A 16,093-nucleotide genomic window follows, 5' to 3' on the forward strand; every position below is an offset into this window, starting at 1 on the left:
ACTTTATTCTGGACAAATTTTGGATTTCGATCACATTTTTATTTTGCGTGATATGATGGGTTTTGCACATATGTGCAGAAATATAGTGTGGCAGATAAAACCTGGCCCTATTTGACCGAGTTTTATCTGGGGATGGGGATTAATTCAGTAGTGGTTTGTAGTGATGCGGTTGACGCATGGTGACCAGATCTTTACGGCGCACCACATTGGTGGGGTAAGGACTGCCCACCAGAGAGCGGGTATCAATGGTTTGCGTCACTGTTTGGGGTTCTTGCCACAGTAACTGTTCTTGTCGTGGGAAGGCGAAAGTTTCAGGACCGAATATTCCGCTGTATCCCCCCAGCTCATGAGTGCTATCGATTGCATTGGCAAAGGCCAGATACAGATTATTTTCCCCTGCACGGGTTCTGAATAAGTGCCAGTGAAGTGGATCGGCTCCGGTCGGAATAGGGTAACTTTGCAAGACAGTGCTGCCCTGATGTGCTCCAGTAAAGCCCGCAGCCACGGCGGCTGAACAGGCAATAATATCGCATCCCATCAATGCCAGAATCCGAGCTGATTCTGGCAGCAAGGCATCATGGCCTGACAGCAATCCAACTCGCCCCAGTGCGGTATCAAATACCCGCCACTGTTCCCCAGCGCTGGCCCACTGTTGCTGGGTCTGAGAAAGATGTATTTGCTGATAGCAGCCAATTAGTCCCTCCGGGCCATACAGAACCTGAGTGTTATAGTTTTTATCCTGCTGCTTTTCGGCCATGCCTACCACCAGATAGACTCGTAATTTCATGGACAACCGGACCAATGCCCCCACTGCGGGGCTTTGCCGTGTTTGCGCATGTGTTGCGCCTGTGAGGTAGCCGGTCAGTGCTAATTCAGGGAATACAATCATTTCACTACCTTGCCGAAGCACGGCTTCTTCTGTCATGGCTATTATGGTCGCCAGATTGTCATCCACCCGCTCAGTGGAGGAGAATTGCGCGACGGTGATACGGCTGTGTTTACCCGCTGGTAAAGGTTGTTGCCCGTAAAGCCCAAAGAAATTTTGTGGATTCCATAAAAAACTGTCGCTCAAGAGCGAGTGATAATAGTCAGGCCGGCGTTGTTCAAACACCGGCTCACCCAGCACCTGACGTTGTCGGCTCCGGCTGATATCAATTTCGGCATAGGCAATGCCATCCCCGCCATCGACCACAGCAGCAATATTACCATCAGGTTCAATAATGCAACTGCCGCCACTGAATTGGACACCTCGCTCTAGCCCCCAGCGATTGCTTTCCAGCAGGTAGCAGCCATTTTCCATCGCCCGGCTGATCCAGTAAGGGGCGGGCGTGCGCTCTGCCAGCCAGTTACTGATGTGACAAATGACATCAACCCGGTCCAGCGCCAGTAAGCGGGCGGTTTCGGGGAAGTGAATATCCATACAGACCAGCATGCCAATGCGCCCCAGTGGGGTATCAAAAACCTGATGCCCGACATCACCGGCGGCAGCCCATTTGGGTTCTGAAATATAGGGATGGCTTTTGCGATGGCAACCTATCACTCCCTGTGGCCCGATTAGTACGGCACTGTTGTAATAGAGGGCTGTTTGCCGGTCGACTTCCGGCATCCCCAACACGATATAGCATTGATAACGTTGCGCTAGTTCAGCAAAGCGAGCGGTACTGTCACCAGGAACAGTTTCTACCATGGGCGCGATTTCCTGCCGGTCAAACCAGCAGTAACCCGTGGTGGCCATTTCTGGCGTTGTAATCAGGCGCGCCCCTTTTTGTGCCGCCTGCTCAACTAACGTCAGTAACTGACGCACATTGGCCTCTTTGGCAAACATCAAGGGTTCAAACTGAACTGCGGCGGCAAGAAAGGGGGCTATTGACATGATTATCCTCACAAATAATGAATGTTATGCTCGCAGAGTTTCCGAGCAATCAAGACTCAGTTCTTCCGGTTATGGACTGCTGTCGGTGTCGTCCAGGACAAGATGTCATTGGCCTGAATCAATGCGCATGAAATCTCTTCGACGGTAATACGTTTATCCATCGCCTGATGGCGCAGGATCTCATAGGCCTGTTCTTCACCAATGCTGTGCATCCGCATCAGAATGGCTTTGGCTTCACTGACTTGGCGGATCCCCAGCACTTTTTTTTCCAGCCGCTCAATTTGGGCACTCATCTGCCTCTGCTGTTGGGCATGATGCAAAGCCAGCACCATGGCTGACAGTAATCCTGAGGCTCGGATGGGCGTGGTGATGGTACTACCCGCCCCCATGCTAAGAGCCTGATCAATGAATGTTGGGTTCTCATAAGCAATCACGGCTATCAGGGCATGCTGATGGTGGTCGAGCCATGACACGTCCGGCTCGGGGTTATCTGACTGTAATGCATAGAAAATCAGGTCAGTATCTGCGGGCAGTTGTTCGGGAATTGGCCAGAAAGCCTGAACTTTAAAGCCCATGCGGCGTAAATGATTGGTGAGGGTTTCGCCATCTTCATCATCAGGGTGCAACACCACACAACGTATCCCCCGGCTAAGTAACAGGGCCGTCGCACTGATTCGGCTATCGCTAGGTCGCATGTGGATACCCCACTGTCGTGAGTTTGGTGACCCAATCGCCTTGAATCTGGTTAGTCATGTAAGGGTCGGGTTCGACGATACGGCGAGATTCCTGCACGATGGTAAATTGCCCACTTTCATTTGCCATACCAATGCGTGGATATAGCCCGGTGTGTTGATTCAGTGGGTCAATACGAATGCGGCCCTGTGGGGCATCAAACTGGCTCCCGCGCAGTGCGGCTGATAGTGGATAGATGTGGTCACTGCCACATTCTGCCATGGCTTTAGCGAACAGATGCACCTGGCTGTAAGTGGCTTCCCAATTCATATCTGTGGTGAATTCCGGTCCGAATTGTTGGTGGAATTGCTTGAGGGCCGCCTGATTCGCTTTGCTGGCAATGCTTTGGAAATAGGGCGCGGAACTGAAATGGCCCTGTGCCACTTCCGCCCCCATAATGGCAATTTCGGTTTCTGATGTATTCAGACTGCCGATCGGCATACGGGCGGGATCTAAGCCTGCGGCTTGATAAGCTTGATACAAAAAGGGCACGGTTTGCCCAACTACGGTACTGAAAATAAAGTCTGGCTGCTTTTTCGCAATCTCCTCAATGATAGGGAGGAAAGCCTCATAAGGCGCATTCAGATCAAGATAGCGCTCGCCAATCACTGCGCCATCGTGGCGTTGCAAAATCAGCTCCTGCATATTGCGATTGCATTCGTAAGGGTAAATATAGCGAGAGCCAATCAGATAAACCCGCGCACCAAACTGGCCAGTGAGATAGTCAGCCAACTGTAAGCAGTTCTGATTAGGGGCGGCACCGCCATAGAAAATATTGTCAGAAAACTCAAAGCCTTCATACAGTTGTGAATAGAACAGTAGTCGACGATATTTTTCCACCACGGGTGACATAGCTTTGCGGCTACTGGAAGTGTAGCCGCCAAAAATCACATTAACCTCATGTTCTACAATCAATTGTTCAGCCAGTGCACGGAACTGGGTATCGTCAGATTGTGGATCAAAATGGATAGCATTCAGTAACCTACCGTTGATGCCGCCATTTTGGTTAATTTCAGCAATAGCCTGTGTCGCTCCACGCCATTGCGACAGTTCTTGTGCCGCTGTCACGCCACTGAAGGAGTACAGTAAGCCAATATTGACGGGGGTCTCTGAATCCATATGCACCTGCTTATGCCATTTGAAGATGGTGATTGAGCGAACACGAAAAACACCCCGGCCTGCACCGGGGCAAGGATTATGGCGCTAACAGTTCTTTATTCAGCATGGCGCCGACGGTGTATTTGGGGTCAACCATATTACCCAGCCGCACTTTGCCGCACTGGCTCAGCAGCATGTATGCATCCCATTGCTCGAAGCCAAAATCGGCCACCAGCCAGTAAATTAGGTCACGGTAAGCAATGCGGGTGGCATCTTCTAATGGGCGTGCGCTGCCAATGCTCATGATGGTTTCTGCGTTTTCCATCCGTGGCCAAGAGAGTTGCCAGTTCTTAATCAAATCCACTTTGATGGTGGTTATTGAGGCGAACTCCACCGCCGTACCACAGATTTCCCCGTCCCCTTGGCAAGCATGGGCATCACCAATGAACAGGCGGCCGCCGGGGGCGCGTACCGGCAGATAAGTAATGCTGCCTGGCCCGATATCCGGCACATCCATATTCCCGCCATGGTTATCCGGGGTCAGCGAGTTGATGGAGTCAATCTCTGGAGACACACTCAGCGTGCCAATATGGGGTTTGTAGGGCAGGGTATGGCGCTCGCTCCAGTAGACCTTTTCGCTATCGAGCTTAATCATGCGCACTTTTTCCGGCAGTGGGTCATTTAGCATGGCGGTCAGGTCTGTTCCGGTCAGCCCACCAAAGTGGGGGATCATGGCGCAGATGCCGTGCGGATTGACGCCACGCGGCAGCATGGATTCGATATATACCGCAATCACATCCCCTTTCTCGGCACCATTAACCATGATGGGGCCATTTTGTGGGTTGAGAAATGGCATTTTTAACAGCTGGCTCGGAATATCTTGCTCTGAGTTGATGGCCCCTTCAAAGGCGTCGCGGGTGTCCACAATGACTCTGTCTCCGGGTTCAATGGTTAATACCGGGGTTGAGTAAGGGCCGATGGTGTAATGGAACTCTTTTTGCATCTCTTCCGTCAGATGGTGGGTCACTGGTTTACGTCCAGCACCAACACCGCGTTTGACCATAATTGATTCTTCCAGCCATTTCATTAGCAATTCTCCATGTCGTAAGGGTATCTGCGCCGTCGTGATATCTGCTTACAGAGCCAGATGGCGGCGCATTAAAAGATCATCGGAAAGCTGTTGCTGTGTCAGAGTGTCAACCACCTGACCCTTATCCATTACGCTGCAACGCTGTGCAGCTCGCTGGATCATCGCAATATCCTGCTCCACCAGAATCACTGCCACATGCAGCTCGCGAGCTATTCGTACCAAGGTATCGGCGATGATGTTGACGATTGAGGGCTGAACACCTTCAGAGGGTTCATCCAGCAGTAACACTTTGGGCGACCCCACCAAGGCTCTGGCGATAGCCAGCTGTTGCTGCTCGCCACCACTCATGGTGCCGGCTTTCTGTTTGAGCCTTTGGCGCAAAATTGGGAAGTAATCCAGTACCCGCTCAAGCAAGTCTTTGGCGAACTCGCGGTGCTCACGCACAAACTGCATCCCAACTTGCAGGTTCTCGGCCACGGTCAGGCCCGCGAACACTTCACGTCCTTGTGGCACATAGCCAATACCTAGGCGAGCACGGCGCTGCGGTGATGCATGCGTGATATCCATTTCGCCTAACAAAATACGGCCTTGCTTGGCGGGCACTGCCCCAATTAAAGTGCGCATCAAGGTGGTTTTGCCTACGCCATTGCGGCCAATTAAGCCCAAGACTTCAGCTGCATGCAGCTGCAATGTGACGCCGTTGAGCACTTGCCCGCCGCCGTAACCGCCGGTCAGTCCGTCTATTTGTAAAACCACGCTATTCATACCGCTTTCCCCAAATAGATATCCGCCACATCCTCGCGCGCCAGCACTTCGGCGGCATTGCCATCAGCAAAAACATGCCCGCCATGCAGTACCGTGACCTGTGAGGCAATCTGTCGTACAAATGTCATGTCGTGCTCCACCACCATCAGTGTCAGGCCATCGTTTTGCATCTGTTTGATGAGTTCACCAGTAAGATAGGTTTCGTCGATAGATAAACCGGCGACTGGCTCATCAAGCATCAGCAAGGTGGGGCGAAGTGATACTGCCATAGCAATTTCCAGCCACTGTTTCTTGCCGTGAGACAAGTTACCGGCCAACTGATGGTATTCAGTGGTGAGCTTAAAGCGCTCCAATAGCTCATCGACACTGGCCGCTTGCGAGCGAGCCTCCGGGCGTAAGTGGCTGAGCGACAGTTGCAAATGCTGCTCAACCGTCAGTTCTGGAAAGATGCCGGGAATCTGAAATTTAATGCTCATGCCCATCCGAATACGCTGGAAAGGGGCTAATGTATTCAGCCGTTGATTAAAGAAACGAATATCTCCAGCGCTGGGGGTATGTTCACCGGTGAGCAATTTGAAAAAGGTACTTTTACCGGCCCCATTGGGGCCAATAACACAGCGCACCTCGCCACGACGAATTTGCAAATCCACCTGATTGATAACCTGAATGCCACCAAAGCGTTTGCTTAACCCTCGGGTTTCGAGGATCAAATCTTCTGATAACTGATTCATAGCGGCTCTCCTCGCTTCTGGCGTGCCGCAACCAAACGGGTGATTTTCTCTGCCAGCCACGGCAATAAACCATTAGGTGCGGCCAGTACCACAAACAGCAGAATGGCACCGAGTAAAATCATGGCGTATTCGCTGCCATAAATAGCCAACCATTGGGATAACCACACCAGCAGAGCCGTGATGATCACGGTGCCAAAAATATTCTTACGTCCGGCGGTCGCCACCCAGATAACCGGCATTGCCGCAGCGGTCAGTCCCATGGACGATGGCGTGATGTAAGAGCCCCACAGGGTATAAAGCGCACCGGATAACCCGGAGAGCACACCGCCGAGTACGAACACCAGTAATTGGTAGCGGCGGATATCAATACCAAGCATTTCGGCCCGACGTGGATTCTCACGAATAGAGGCCAGCGTCAGACCAAAATTAGAGCGCAATAACCGCCGCACCCCCCAGTAGACTCCGGCCAGCAGCACGATAATCAGGTAATAGAATGCATTGCCCTCCAGTGTCAGCAGCTCGCCACCAAACCAAGGCAGAGAGAGGGGTGGCATCCCTGACATGCCATTAAAACCATTCAGTCGCGCGCTGCCGATAGCCCAGTGCGGGCCTGCGGTCTGCGACATAAAGGTTTCCAGTACCAGAGTGAAAGATAAGGTCACGATGCCGATAAAAATGCCGGTTACCCCGCCGTAAAACATCAAATAGCCCAGTGCGGCAGCTACGGCGGCGGCCACCAGCAGCGCCACTATCAAGCCAGACCACGTGGAGAGCACGCCATCACCAAAATTCAGGGTCATCACGCCGTAGGTGTAACCAGCAAGGCCAAAGAACGCGGTCTGGCCAAACGATAAAATGCCACCATGCCCCCACATTGCCGCTAACCCGATGGCGCAGAATGTCCATAACAAGAAGTAAGAGAAATCGCCGATCATGGCGCTATCGACTACCAGCGGCAGAGCTAGCGCGGCCATAACCACCAATAGAGCGACTCGCCGAGTGGTGGATGGCGTGCCTTTTTGGGCACTCGCTGTCGATACATTAAGAGAAGTCATTGTCACATGCGGCTCCTAGCGGTTACGGGTAAACAGGCTGCCAATACCATTCGGCAGCAAGCGGATAACCAGTACGGCGGTGACCAGCAAACCAATTTGCCCGGCCAGTTGCCCATACCAAGAGTTGAGCCCGGTTTGTATGGCACCCAATGCAATGGCTGCAGGAATGGTGCCAACCAGAACATTTGCGCCACCGACAACAACAGAAACAAAGGCTTGCACAATAAAACTGCTGCCCATGGTAGGGACGGCGGTCAATGTCGGGGCATAAATTGCCCCCGCCAGCCCAGCCAGCCCCGCACCCAGTGCAAATGTCAGGGTGTAAATGCGATCCGTTTCTAGGCCTAGGCAAGATGCCATGCGGGCGTTTTGAATCGTGGCTCTGGCGCAGACACCATAATTGGTGTGGAAGAACAGCCAATAGAGCACCATTAAGATGGCAATCGCGAAGAAGGGCAGCAGTGCGCGATAGGTGGCAAAAGAGTATTCGCCAAGGGTGAAAGAGCCGAACGGCGTCGACAGCCCTTCGAGTGAAGGCCCGGCGATCAGTAGCATACTTTGCTGCACAATCAGGCTGATAGCCCAAGTAGCTACCACTGAATCATACAGGCGACCATAAAGATGGCGCACTACCAAGCGCTCCACCACACCGCCGAAGAATGCAGCCGCCAATGTACCGGCCAGCATGGCAAAGGGCAGTGGCAAACCAGCTTTATTCATCAGGATGGTGACGTAAGCCCCACACATAATGAACTCGCCATGTGCCAGATTTATCACGCCCATCATGCCAAAGATAACTGCTAGCCCCAGTGCTGCCAGCACCAGATAGGCGAAGTTATCGCCAAACTGATAAATCACCGAATAGAGAAAGGATAGCGTTAACATCGTTTGGCAATCCCCGGTGTCCTGATTGACACCATTGAAAATGGATAACACAGGGAAGCCCGCCACTGACGGTCACTTCCCTACCAAGAAGCCAGATTTAGGCTTTTTTCGGTGGTGAGGATGGGGTGTATTGGCTGTTATCAGGTTTGACCGGTAAATTACAGCCGGCCTCACCTAACCAATAAGGCTTGATATCGCTCCACACTTTGGGGATCTCGATTGAGTGGTCATCCTTCACATGCGCCAGATAGATGGTGTGGCTCAAATGGTGACTTTTCGGGTCAATACAGACTTTTCCTGAAGGGCCGTCGGTGCAAATATCGCCGCTTTCCAACGATTTACGCACCGCATCCATATCAGTGCTGCCCGCCTTTTCGACCGCCGCTTTGTACAGATAGACGGCATCATAGGCATTAGCAGCCTCCTGATTAATGTAAGGCTCGTTCGGGAATTTAGCGTGGAAACGCTGTTTGAAATCATTACTGGCTGGGCTATCTACCTCTTCAATATAGTTAGCCGTGATATACATATCTTTCAGTGCCGGTGCTTTGAAGCGTTTGTGCTCATAAGCCTGGCCGACATTGACCGAACTGCCCATTGGCAAGTTCAGTTTGGCTGCGGCTTGCTGCTCGTAATAGGAGGATTGGTTCGCCCCGACCAGCAAGGTCATCACGAAGTCAGGTTTGGCTTTCTGGATGTTTTGGATGGTTTGGCCGAATTGCGAAACACTCAGTGGAATAAACTCTTCGCCCACCATGGTGCCGCCATTCTCTTCAACAATTTTGCGTACCCATTCGGCAGAGATTTGCCCGAAGTTATAGTCGGCGGCGATGGTATAAACTTTTTTGCCGTACTTCTCCATCATCCACGGAATCAAGGTTGAGAACTGTTGCTCAGGGACTGCGCCGGTGACGAAGACGTTAGAGTCACACACGCCGCCTTCATACTGATTATTATACCAATAGAGCTGCTTTTCACGATCCATGATTGGGCGGATAGCTTCCCGCGAGGCACTGGAGAAAGCCCCGAATATCACATCCACTTTGTCATTTTTAATTAAGCGCCGAGCCATTTGTTGGAAGCGGGTGTTATCGGATTGCGTATCGTATTTGACCAGCTCGATTGGGCGTCCGAGTATGCCGCCTTTGGCATTAATCTCTTCTACAGCCAGCTCTGTTGCATGAATCTTGGGGATAACTGGCAAAGCAAAATTACCGGATGCATCTTCCAGCAAGCCAATTTTTACCGGTTTTTCTGCCGCTGTCGCCATTCCTGAATAGCTCACGGCAAATGCAGCGGTCAACGCGATTGAGAGCGCGGTGGAATGACATTTTATTCTGGACCATTTTATTCTAGACATAAGTAAATACCCCTGGCATTGGTTAAAAAAGTGGGTCTGAAAAAAAGCCAAAAAAAAAGCCCAGCAAAGTCAGATGACATTTGCGCGGGCTCTATTGCCATAACCACAAGCCGACAACGTTGGCGTTCTTGCGGAGAAGTTAGGGTCACTATAAAAAGCATTTCGGTTGATTGTCAACGAAGAATTTTCAATAAAAATCAAATAGTAAAATTGAAAATCATTGCACTAAATTAGGGCTGTTTATTGCACGAAAATAGCCCATCAATCTGACCCCAGACAGCAATGGCTAACTATTGATGAGCAATAATAAAGCGGCGATTTATTGGCAGGATAACTGAAAGGCCCCTACAACAATCTTGTGGCGAGGTTAATAAATTGCACCAGCAGAGTGCTTAAAAACTATTTAGCAGCAAAGGATGAAAAACACTGAAGTGAGACAGAATTTATCAGATAACAGACCCCGGTGATGTCACCGGGGCTGAAGAACGAGGTTAACCGCAGCGATTACATTTTGCTGCCTGAATCTGTTGGAAGAAATCATTTCCTTTATCATCAACCAAGATAAAGGCTGGGAAATCTTCTACTTCAATCTTCCAGATGGCTTCCATCCCCAGTTCAGGATATTCCACACATTCCAGGCTCTTAATGCTGTTTTGCGCCAATACAGCGGCTGGGCCACCGATACTGCCCAGATAGAAACCACCGTGTTTGTGACAGGCGTCGGTCACTTGTTGGCTACGATTCCCTTTTGCCAGCATGATCATGCTGCCACCGTGGGATTGCAGCAGATCCACGTAGGAGTCCATGCGGCCCGCAGTGGTTGGCCCGAGTGAACCAGACGCATAACCTTCAGGCGTTTTGGCCGGGCCTGCATAATAAATTGGATGGTCTTTAATGTACTGCGGCAGACCTTCACCGTTGTCCAGCCGCTCTTTTAATTTGGCATGGGCAATATCACGGCCAACAATAATAGTGCCGCTCAGTGACAGCCGCGTAGATACCGGATACTGCGACAGCTCTTTTAAAATCTCTGGCATTGGGCGGTTAAGGTCAATTTTAACCACTTTACCTTCTGTGCTGTGGCGCAAATGCTCAGGAATATATTTCCCCGGATTTTGCTCCAGTTTTTCCAGCCAGATCCCTTTGCGGTTGATTTTGCCTTTGATATTGCGGTCGGCAGAGCAGGAAACTCCCATCCCCACCGGGCAGGATGCACCATGGCGCGGTAGCCGCACCACTCGGACATCATGAGCAAAGTATTTGCCGCCGAACTGTGCGCCCAGACCTAAGTCCTGTGCGGCTTCCAGCAATTCTTGCTCAAGTTGAATGTCACGGAAAGCTTGCCCGTGTTCATTCCCCTCGGTTGGCAAACCATCGTAATACTTGGTCGAAGCCAGCTTAACCGTCTTCAGGGTGCTTTCAGCGGAGGTGCCGCCGATAACAAAGGCAATATGGTATGGCGGGCAGGCCGCAGTTCCCAAGGTGCGCATTTTCTCAACCAGATAGTCTTTCAACTTACCCGGTGACAGCAGCGCCTTGGTTTCCTGATACAGATAGGTTTTGTTAGCCGAACCGCCGCCTTTGGTGACGAACAGGAATTTGTAATCCTCACCCTCGGTGCTGTACAAATCAATCTGTGCCGGCAGGTTGGTGCCGGTGTTCACCTCTTTATACATATCCAGCGCGGCATTTTGCGAATAGCGCAGGTTATCTTCAATAAAGGTGTTATACACGCCGCGTGACAGTGCCTCAGCGTCATTCCCGCCGGTCCAAACGCGCTGGCCTTTTTTACCTACGATAATCGCGGTGCCGGTATCCTGACAGGTCGGTAAAATCCCTTTAGCCGAGATTTCTGAATTGCGCAGGAATTGCAGGGCCACATATTTGTCGTTTTCGCTCGCTTGTGGGTCATCCAAAATAGCGGCGACTTGCTTTTGGTGAGCGGGGCGGAGTAGGAATGAGGCGTCGTGGAAAGCATGTTGGGCGAGGAGGGTCAGGGCTTCTGGCTCGACTTTGAGAATGTCGTGGCCTTCAAACTGTGCAACCGAGACATGATTATTACTGACAAGGTAATACTCAGTATCGTCTTCCTTTAGTGGGAAGGGATCCTGATAGTGGAACGGTTTGTTTGACATATTTTTCTCACATTCAACATCAGTTAGCGAAAGCGTTCGATAACAGAAACAAGCTTTTTACCCTTCATGTTTCAAACTGCATGTGCGTTGGCTGCACTCCATCACCCGTCGGGCCAGTGCTTGCCGTCTTTCAGCAATTCGAATTATTTTGGGTATAGCCAATCGAGCCTATCTATTTTTAGCCATGATCTTACTATAGATTGTCTGACTTAAGCGACGGCTCCTCCCTCTTTATAAAGGATGGATCTCATTTTCCGCACTTATCGATGGCTCTAACAGCATGATGGTGGGACACTGACCGACCGCCAGCAGATAACTCTGCTATCAGCGGGCTTTTTACCGCTAAATTCTGAATGTTGTGCTGCTACGTCACCGTGCTTAAGGCCCCAAGCTAAGGGCGCTGAATCACTCTTTTGTCCCTATCTTCTGCCCCTGTTTTTCGATATTGACGACTGATAATCCATGCCGTCGGTAGGCATTCGCCGGTATTTTCATCACTTAGTGTGCTTTTTGCATAATCATCTGGCTTTTTGACAGTGCCTCCTTCTGCGGCTTGCCGCAACCATCTGCAGTTTTTCCCTCATTGCCATGCCAAGAGAGTCAGACATGCTCGGCAATAAAACGTCAGGCTTGTGGTTGGCCAAAGATCATCGGACATCGTGAAGGTGATGCGCTGTCATTTGGGGACGGTGTAACCGTATTTAGCAAGTCGTGGGATGTGGATGAACGGAATGATAGAGAACGATGAATAATGAAAAAAATCACGTTATAACAGTGGGTTAACTCTCATCCCAAGCAGGCTGCTGTTGTTAAATTTTTCATTGCCTATCTCCCCCAACGTTATATGAATCGCAGTTTATTACAGGGGAAATGTAGGAATAAGGAAATCCTTATTCTTTTAGAAATGACGATTCTATAGCATAGCCGCCATCAATTGAGTTTGAACAAAAAAACAGCACATTGTTGGCTGTTTTTTTTTATATCTATAGTAAAACCTAGGAATATCAACATGAAAACAATCGCTATCAAAACAACCCTGGCTTCCCTGATCTTGATTGGCCTGTCAAGCAACGCTTTTGCTTATGATGCGCAGATTAATATCACCGGCGAGCTGACTGAATCCACTTGCTTGATCAACGGAGCCAGTAGCCCGGCCGTTAAGAACGTCACTCTGCCAACTCTGTCCAAGTCCTCACTGACCAGCGCCAACTCTTGGGCTGGTCGCGTTCCTGTTAGCTTCCAGTTGTCAGGTTGTGACGTGGGAACCACGGGTGCCACGGCCACGTTTGAAAACGGTACCAATATCAGCGCTAATGGCAATATGAAGAACCTGGCTGGCACCAACGCTGCAACCAACGTGGAAGTCCAACTGTTGGATGCAAATGGTGATGCAATCGACTTGGCGACAGACACCGTGACCACCCCAATCACCGGTGAAGCTGGCACTCTGCAATTCTATGCGCAATATTTCTCCAAAAATGGCGCCGCGACTGCCGGTCAGGTGGTCTCACACGTTGAATTCTCAATGAACTACAACTAAATCCCCTAGGGATACCCGCGATACCGGTATCCCCTTCTTTTTTAAGGGTATCAGCAACAAAGTGCCCTTAAAAAAAGAATTTCATCACGCTTTATTATCCTACGGCTCACCCTTCCCGGAGAAATATTCATGTTTGCTGGCTTCATAAACTTACTTGCCCCCCGTCAGACACGTCAGATCTTTATGACTAGTCTGTTGGCTATGGCGGTAAGTACGGCTGCCCATGCCACAGACAATGACTCTCCGGAACTTGCCGAGTTCGACCCCGGTTTTTTCCGCGGTCTCAGTGGTCAGGCTGCCGACCTTTCCCGCTTCAGCAAAGGCAATGCCCTGACACCCGGCCACTATCGCTTTGATGTCTACGTCAATGAAGTGTGGGTAGGGCGTCAAGAGATTGCTGTCACCCATACCGCTCCTGAGACGGAGGTGAACTACTGTTTTACTCCTGAACAATTGCTGCAATGGGGGCTGGATGCCAGCAAACTTCCCGAGGCGGCATTGGCCCAAAAAGCACTGAAAGACGAGAAATGCTTTGACGCTGCGAAATTTATTCCCAGTTTTAAGCTGAGTGCCAACACCGGTGAGCTGATGCTGGATATCACTGTGCCCCAGGCATTTATCGGCTCACGCCGTGGTGTTGTTGCGCCTGAACTCTGGGATCATGGCGTTACCGCAGGTTTCGTCGGCTATAACCTCAACGCTTTTCATACGGATAACCGCGATGCTGGCAATACCACCCAGTATTTTGGCGGATTTAACAGTGGGATTAATCTGGGGGCTTGGCGGTTGCGCCATAACAGTAGCTATACCCGGACTGACGGTAGTTCTGGTCACTATCAGGCTATTAGTACCTACGCCCAGCGTGCTGTCGCGTCGCTCAAGTCACAGCTTACGCTGGGACAATATTTCACCCCCGGCGACCAGTTTGATAGTGTGCCGTTTACTGGTATGCAGCTAACCAGCGATACCCGCATGAATCCCGATACTGAGAATGGATTTGCCCCGGTGATCCGCGGAATAGCCAACTCCAACGCCAAGGTTACCGTCCGCCAGGGCAGTAACGTGATCCACGAGACCAGCGTGCCCCCAGGCCCGTTTGCCATTGACGATCTCCACAGTACCGGTTACTCCGGCGATTTACTGGTGACTGTGACGGAAGCCGACGGACAGGCCCGCACCTTTACCGTGGCCTATGCGGCAGTCCCCCAGATGCTGCGGCCGGGCGCGTCACGTTTCAGCCTGTCGATGGGGCAATACCGCGACAGTAATCTCAACAATACCCCCAATTTTTTGTTGGGCACTTGGCAGCAAGGGATCTCCAACCTGATAACTACCTATACCGGCGGCATCGTTGCCAATCAGTATCAGTCGTTGCAGGGCGGGTTGGCATTAAACACCGGACTGGGGGCATTGGCGGTGGACATTACCCAGTCACGGGCTACTGGTCTGAAGGGCAATGCCAGTGGCATTGATGAGCAGATGCAGGGACAGAGCTACCGAGCAACCTACAGTAAGCTGCTGCCAGAAACGCGCACTAACTTTACCTTGGCCGCCTACCGTTTCTCGAGTGATGGCTATCTGAGTTTTGGTGATTTTGCCCGGGCTCGTAGTACCCAGACACCGACATTTAATGACATGGGGAGCCTGCCCGGTATAACTGGCGGCGTTTCCGAGTCTGCCCGGCCGCGCAACCGCTATCAGCTGAATATCAGTCAGCCGCTGGCTGAGGGCTACGGCAACCTGTTCCTCAGCGGGTCGGCGCAGAACTATTGGCATAACGGCGGGGGTACCAGCACCACGTTTCAGGCGGGTTATGGCAACAGTTACCGCTGGGGTAGCATTAACATCGGTGTCAGCCAGACAATCGGCTCGGCGGGCCAATCGGACACGCAATATTTGACCAGCGTCAGTATTCCATTCGGCAACCATTCACGTGCGCCGATGCTAACCACCTCGCTCAACTATAGCGACAACAAAAACACCACCGCGCAGACCACCCTGAGCGGAACGATGGGTGAGTATAGCCAACTGAGCTACAGCGCGTTCGGCAGCAGTAATCAGGCTGATAGCCACCGCGCCAATTCGCTGGGCGGGAACGTGCAGTACAGTTCTCCCTATGCGGTAATGAACGGCGGTGCCAGCAGTGGCAGCAGCAATCGGCAGTTGAATCTGGGACTGAGTGGCAGCGTGGTCGCCCACCCAGGTGGCGTCAACCTGACGCAGTATCAAGGGGAAACTATGGCGGTACTACAGGCCAAAGGTGCGGAAGGTGCCACCATCAGCAGTAATGTCGGCGCGGCCATCCAGAGCAATGGTTATGGGGTCGTCTCCGGGCTGATGCCATACCGCCAGAACGACATCGCCCTCGATCCGAAAGGGACGTCGCAGAACGTGGAGATCCTGGGCAGCTCCCAGCAGGTGGCTCCCAGCGCTGGGGCTATCACGATGCTGAAATACGAGACTGAGACTGGTGCTCCGGTGATGTTGCAGGCCACCCGGACGGACGGTAAACCGATCCCGCTGGGGGCAGAGGTACTGGATGACAAGGGACAATATCTGACAATGGTTGGCCAGGGCGATCTGATCTTTGTGCGCGGTCTGGCTCCCCAAGGGCAACTGGTGGTGAAGTGGGGGCAAGGGGCTGATCAGCGCTGTTCGCTACCATACAGCTTACCGGCCAACGCGGACAAACAGCAGAATTACCTGAAAGTCGCGGCGAAGTGCGTGCTGCAATAAATTATTTAGCCCGACCACGCCGGGTTGAATAATCAATGAAAGTGGCCGTTGCCACGAGCCAAAGAGCCTGCACAGTTGTTTTTTTGTCACTAT

12 protein-coding genes are annotated in these 16,093 nt (G+C 51.6%); 2 read left to right on the forward strand and 10 right to left on the reverse strand.

The window, feature by feature from the left end:
* Positions 1-139: 139 nt before the first annotated feature.
* The 10 genes from DJ58_RS04705 to fumA all read right to left on the reverse strand — a co-directional run bounded on the left by DJ58_RS04705 (position 140) and on the right by fumA (position 11,724).
* Complete coding sequence (locus DJ58_RS04705; RefSeq protein WP_004706337.1) at positions 140-1,873, reverse strand: nitrilase-related carbon-nitrogen hydrolase; 1,734 nt, start codon at positions 1,871-1,873, stop codon at positions 140-142.
* A gap of 56 nt (positions 1,874-1,929) precedes the next feature.
* A complete protein-coding gene (locus tag DJ58_RS04700) occupies positions 1,930-2,568 on the reverse strand; it encodes an ANTAR domain-containing response regulator (RefSeq protein WP_032910034.1) in 639 nt (212 codons plus the stop codon).
* Positions 2,558-3,724: a transporter substrate-binding domain-containing protein gene (locus tag DJ58_RS04695; protein WP_004706339.1), complete on the reverse strand. Its 1,167-nt coding sequence runs from the start codon at positions 3,722-3,724 to the stop codon at positions 2,558-2,560. Before DJ58_RS04695 ends, DJ58_RS04700 begins: the two co-directional genes overlap by 11 nt.
* 76 nt (positions 3,725-3,800) lie before the next feature.
* Positions 3,801-4,790, reverse strand: a complete 990-nt coding sequence (locus tag DJ58_RS04690) for an acetamidase/formamidase family protein (RefSeq protein ID WP_004706340.1) — start codon at positions 4,788-4,790, stop codon at positions 3,801-3,803.
* Positions 4,791-4,838: 48 nt separating this feature from the next.
* Entirely contained in the window at positions 4,839-5,558 is a 720-nt protein-coding gene (locus DJ58_RS04685; protein WP_032910035.1) for an ABC transporter ATP-binding protein, read from the reverse strand.
* Positions 5,555-6,289: an ABC transporter ATP-binding protein gene (locus tag DJ58_RS04680; protein WP_032910036.1), complete on the reverse strand. Its 735-nt coding sequence runs from the start codon at positions 6,287-6,289 to the stop codon at positions 5,555-5,557. The genes DJ58_RS04685 and DJ58_RS04680 overlap by 4 nt, the downstream gene beginning before the upstream one ends.
* Entirely contained in the window at positions 6,286-7,350 is a 1,065-nt protein-coding gene (locus DJ58_RS04675; protein WP_050413867.1) for an ABC transporter permease subunit, read from the reverse strand. Before DJ58_RS04675 ends, DJ58_RS04680 begins: the two co-directional genes overlap by 4 nt.
* 9 nt (positions 7,351-7,359) lie before the next feature.
* Positions 7,360-8,229: an ABC transporter permease subunit gene (locus tag DJ58_RS04670; protein ID WP_005181910.1), complete on the reverse strand. Its 870-nt coding sequence runs from the start codon at positions 8,227-8,229 to the stop codon at positions 7,360-7,362.
* Positions 8,230-8,326: 97 nt separating this feature from the next.
* Positions 8,327-9,589, reverse strand: a complete 1,263-nt coding sequence (locus tag DJ58_RS04665) for an urea ABC transporter substrate-binding protein (RefSeq protein ID WP_050129177.1) — start codon at positions 9,587-9,589, stop codon at positions 8,327-8,329.
* A 491-nt stretch (positions 9,590-10,080) separates the two neighbouring features.
* A complete protein-coding gene (gene fumA / locus DJ58_RS04660; RefSeq protein ID WP_004706346.1) occupies positions 10,081-11,724 on the reverse strand; it encodes a class I fumarate hydratase FumA in 1,644 nt (547 codons plus the stop codon).
* A 1,009-nt stretch (positions 11,725-12,733) separates the two neighbouring features.
* Here fumA and DJ58_RS04655 point away from each other — a divergent pair.
* On the forward strand, positions 12,734-13,264 hold the full coding sequence (locus tag DJ58_RS04655; protein WP_004706349.1) for a fimbrial protein: 531 nt from the start codon (positions 12,734-12,736) through the stop codon (positions 13,262-13,264).
* A 129-nt stretch (positions 13,265-13,393) separates the two neighbouring features.
* Positions 13,394-16,000, forward strand: coding sequence for a fimbria/pilus outer membrane usher protein (locus DJ58_RS04650; RefSeq protein ID WP_115155784.1), 2,607 nt, complete (start codon positions 13,394-13,396; stop codon positions 15,998-16,000).
* Positions 16,001-16,093: the final 93 nt, after the last annotated feature.

It is taken from the genome of Yersinia frederiksenii ATCC 33641, from assembly GCF_000754805.1.
Taxonomy (GTDB): domain Bacteria; phylum Pseudomonadota; class Gammaproteobacteria; order Enterobacterales; family Enterobacteriaceae; genus Yersinia; species Yersinia frederiksenii.

Excerpts from the sequence above, each read along its gene's own strand:
- DJ58_RS04705 (WP_004706337.1), bottom strand. The coding sequence starts at position 1,873 with ATGTCAATAGCCCCCTTTCTTGCCGCCGCAGTTCAGTTTGAACCCTTG.
- DJ58_RS04700 (WP_032910034.1), bottom strand. The coding sequence starts at position 2,568 with ATGCGACCTAGCGATAGCCGAATCAGTGCGACGGCCCTGTTACTTAGC.
- DJ58_RS04695 (WP_004706339.1), bottom strand. The coding sequence starts at position 3,724 with ATGGATTCAGAGACCCCCGTCAATATTGGCTTACTGTACTCCTTCAGT.
- DJ58_RS04690 (WP_004706340.1), bottom strand. The coding sequence starts at position 4,790 with ATGAAATGGCTGGAAGAATCAATTATGGTCAAACGCGGTGTTGGTGCT.
- DJ58_RS04685 (WP_032910035.1), bottom strand. The coding sequence starts at position 5,558 with ATGAATAGCGTGGTTTTACAAATAGACGGACTGACCGGCGGTTACGGC.
- DJ58_RS04680 (WP_032910036.1), bottom strand. The coding sequence starts at position 6,289 with ATGAATCAGTTATCAGAAGATTTGATCCTCGAAACCCGAGGGTTAAGC.
- DJ58_RS04670 (WP_005181910.1), bottom strand. The coding sequence starts at position 8,229 with ATGTTAACGCTATCCTTTCTCTATTCGGTGATTTATCAGTTTGGCGAT.
- DJ58_RS04665 (WP_050129177.1), bottom strand. The coding sequence starts at position 9,589 with ATGTCTAGAATAAAATGGTCCAGAATAAAATGTCATTCCACCGCGCTC.
- fumA (WP_004706346.1), bottom strand. The coding sequence starts at position 11,724 with ATGTCAAACAAACCGTTCCACTATCAGGATCCCTTCCCACTAAAGGAA.
- DJ58_RS04655 (WP_004706349.1), top strand. The coding sequence starts at position 12,734 with ATGAAAACAATCGCTATCAAAACAACCCTGGCTTCCCTGATCTTGATT.
- DJ58_RS04650 (WP_115155784.1), top strand. The coding sequence starts at position 13,394 with ATGTTTGCTGGCTTCATAAACTTACTTGCCCCCCGTCAGACACGTCAG.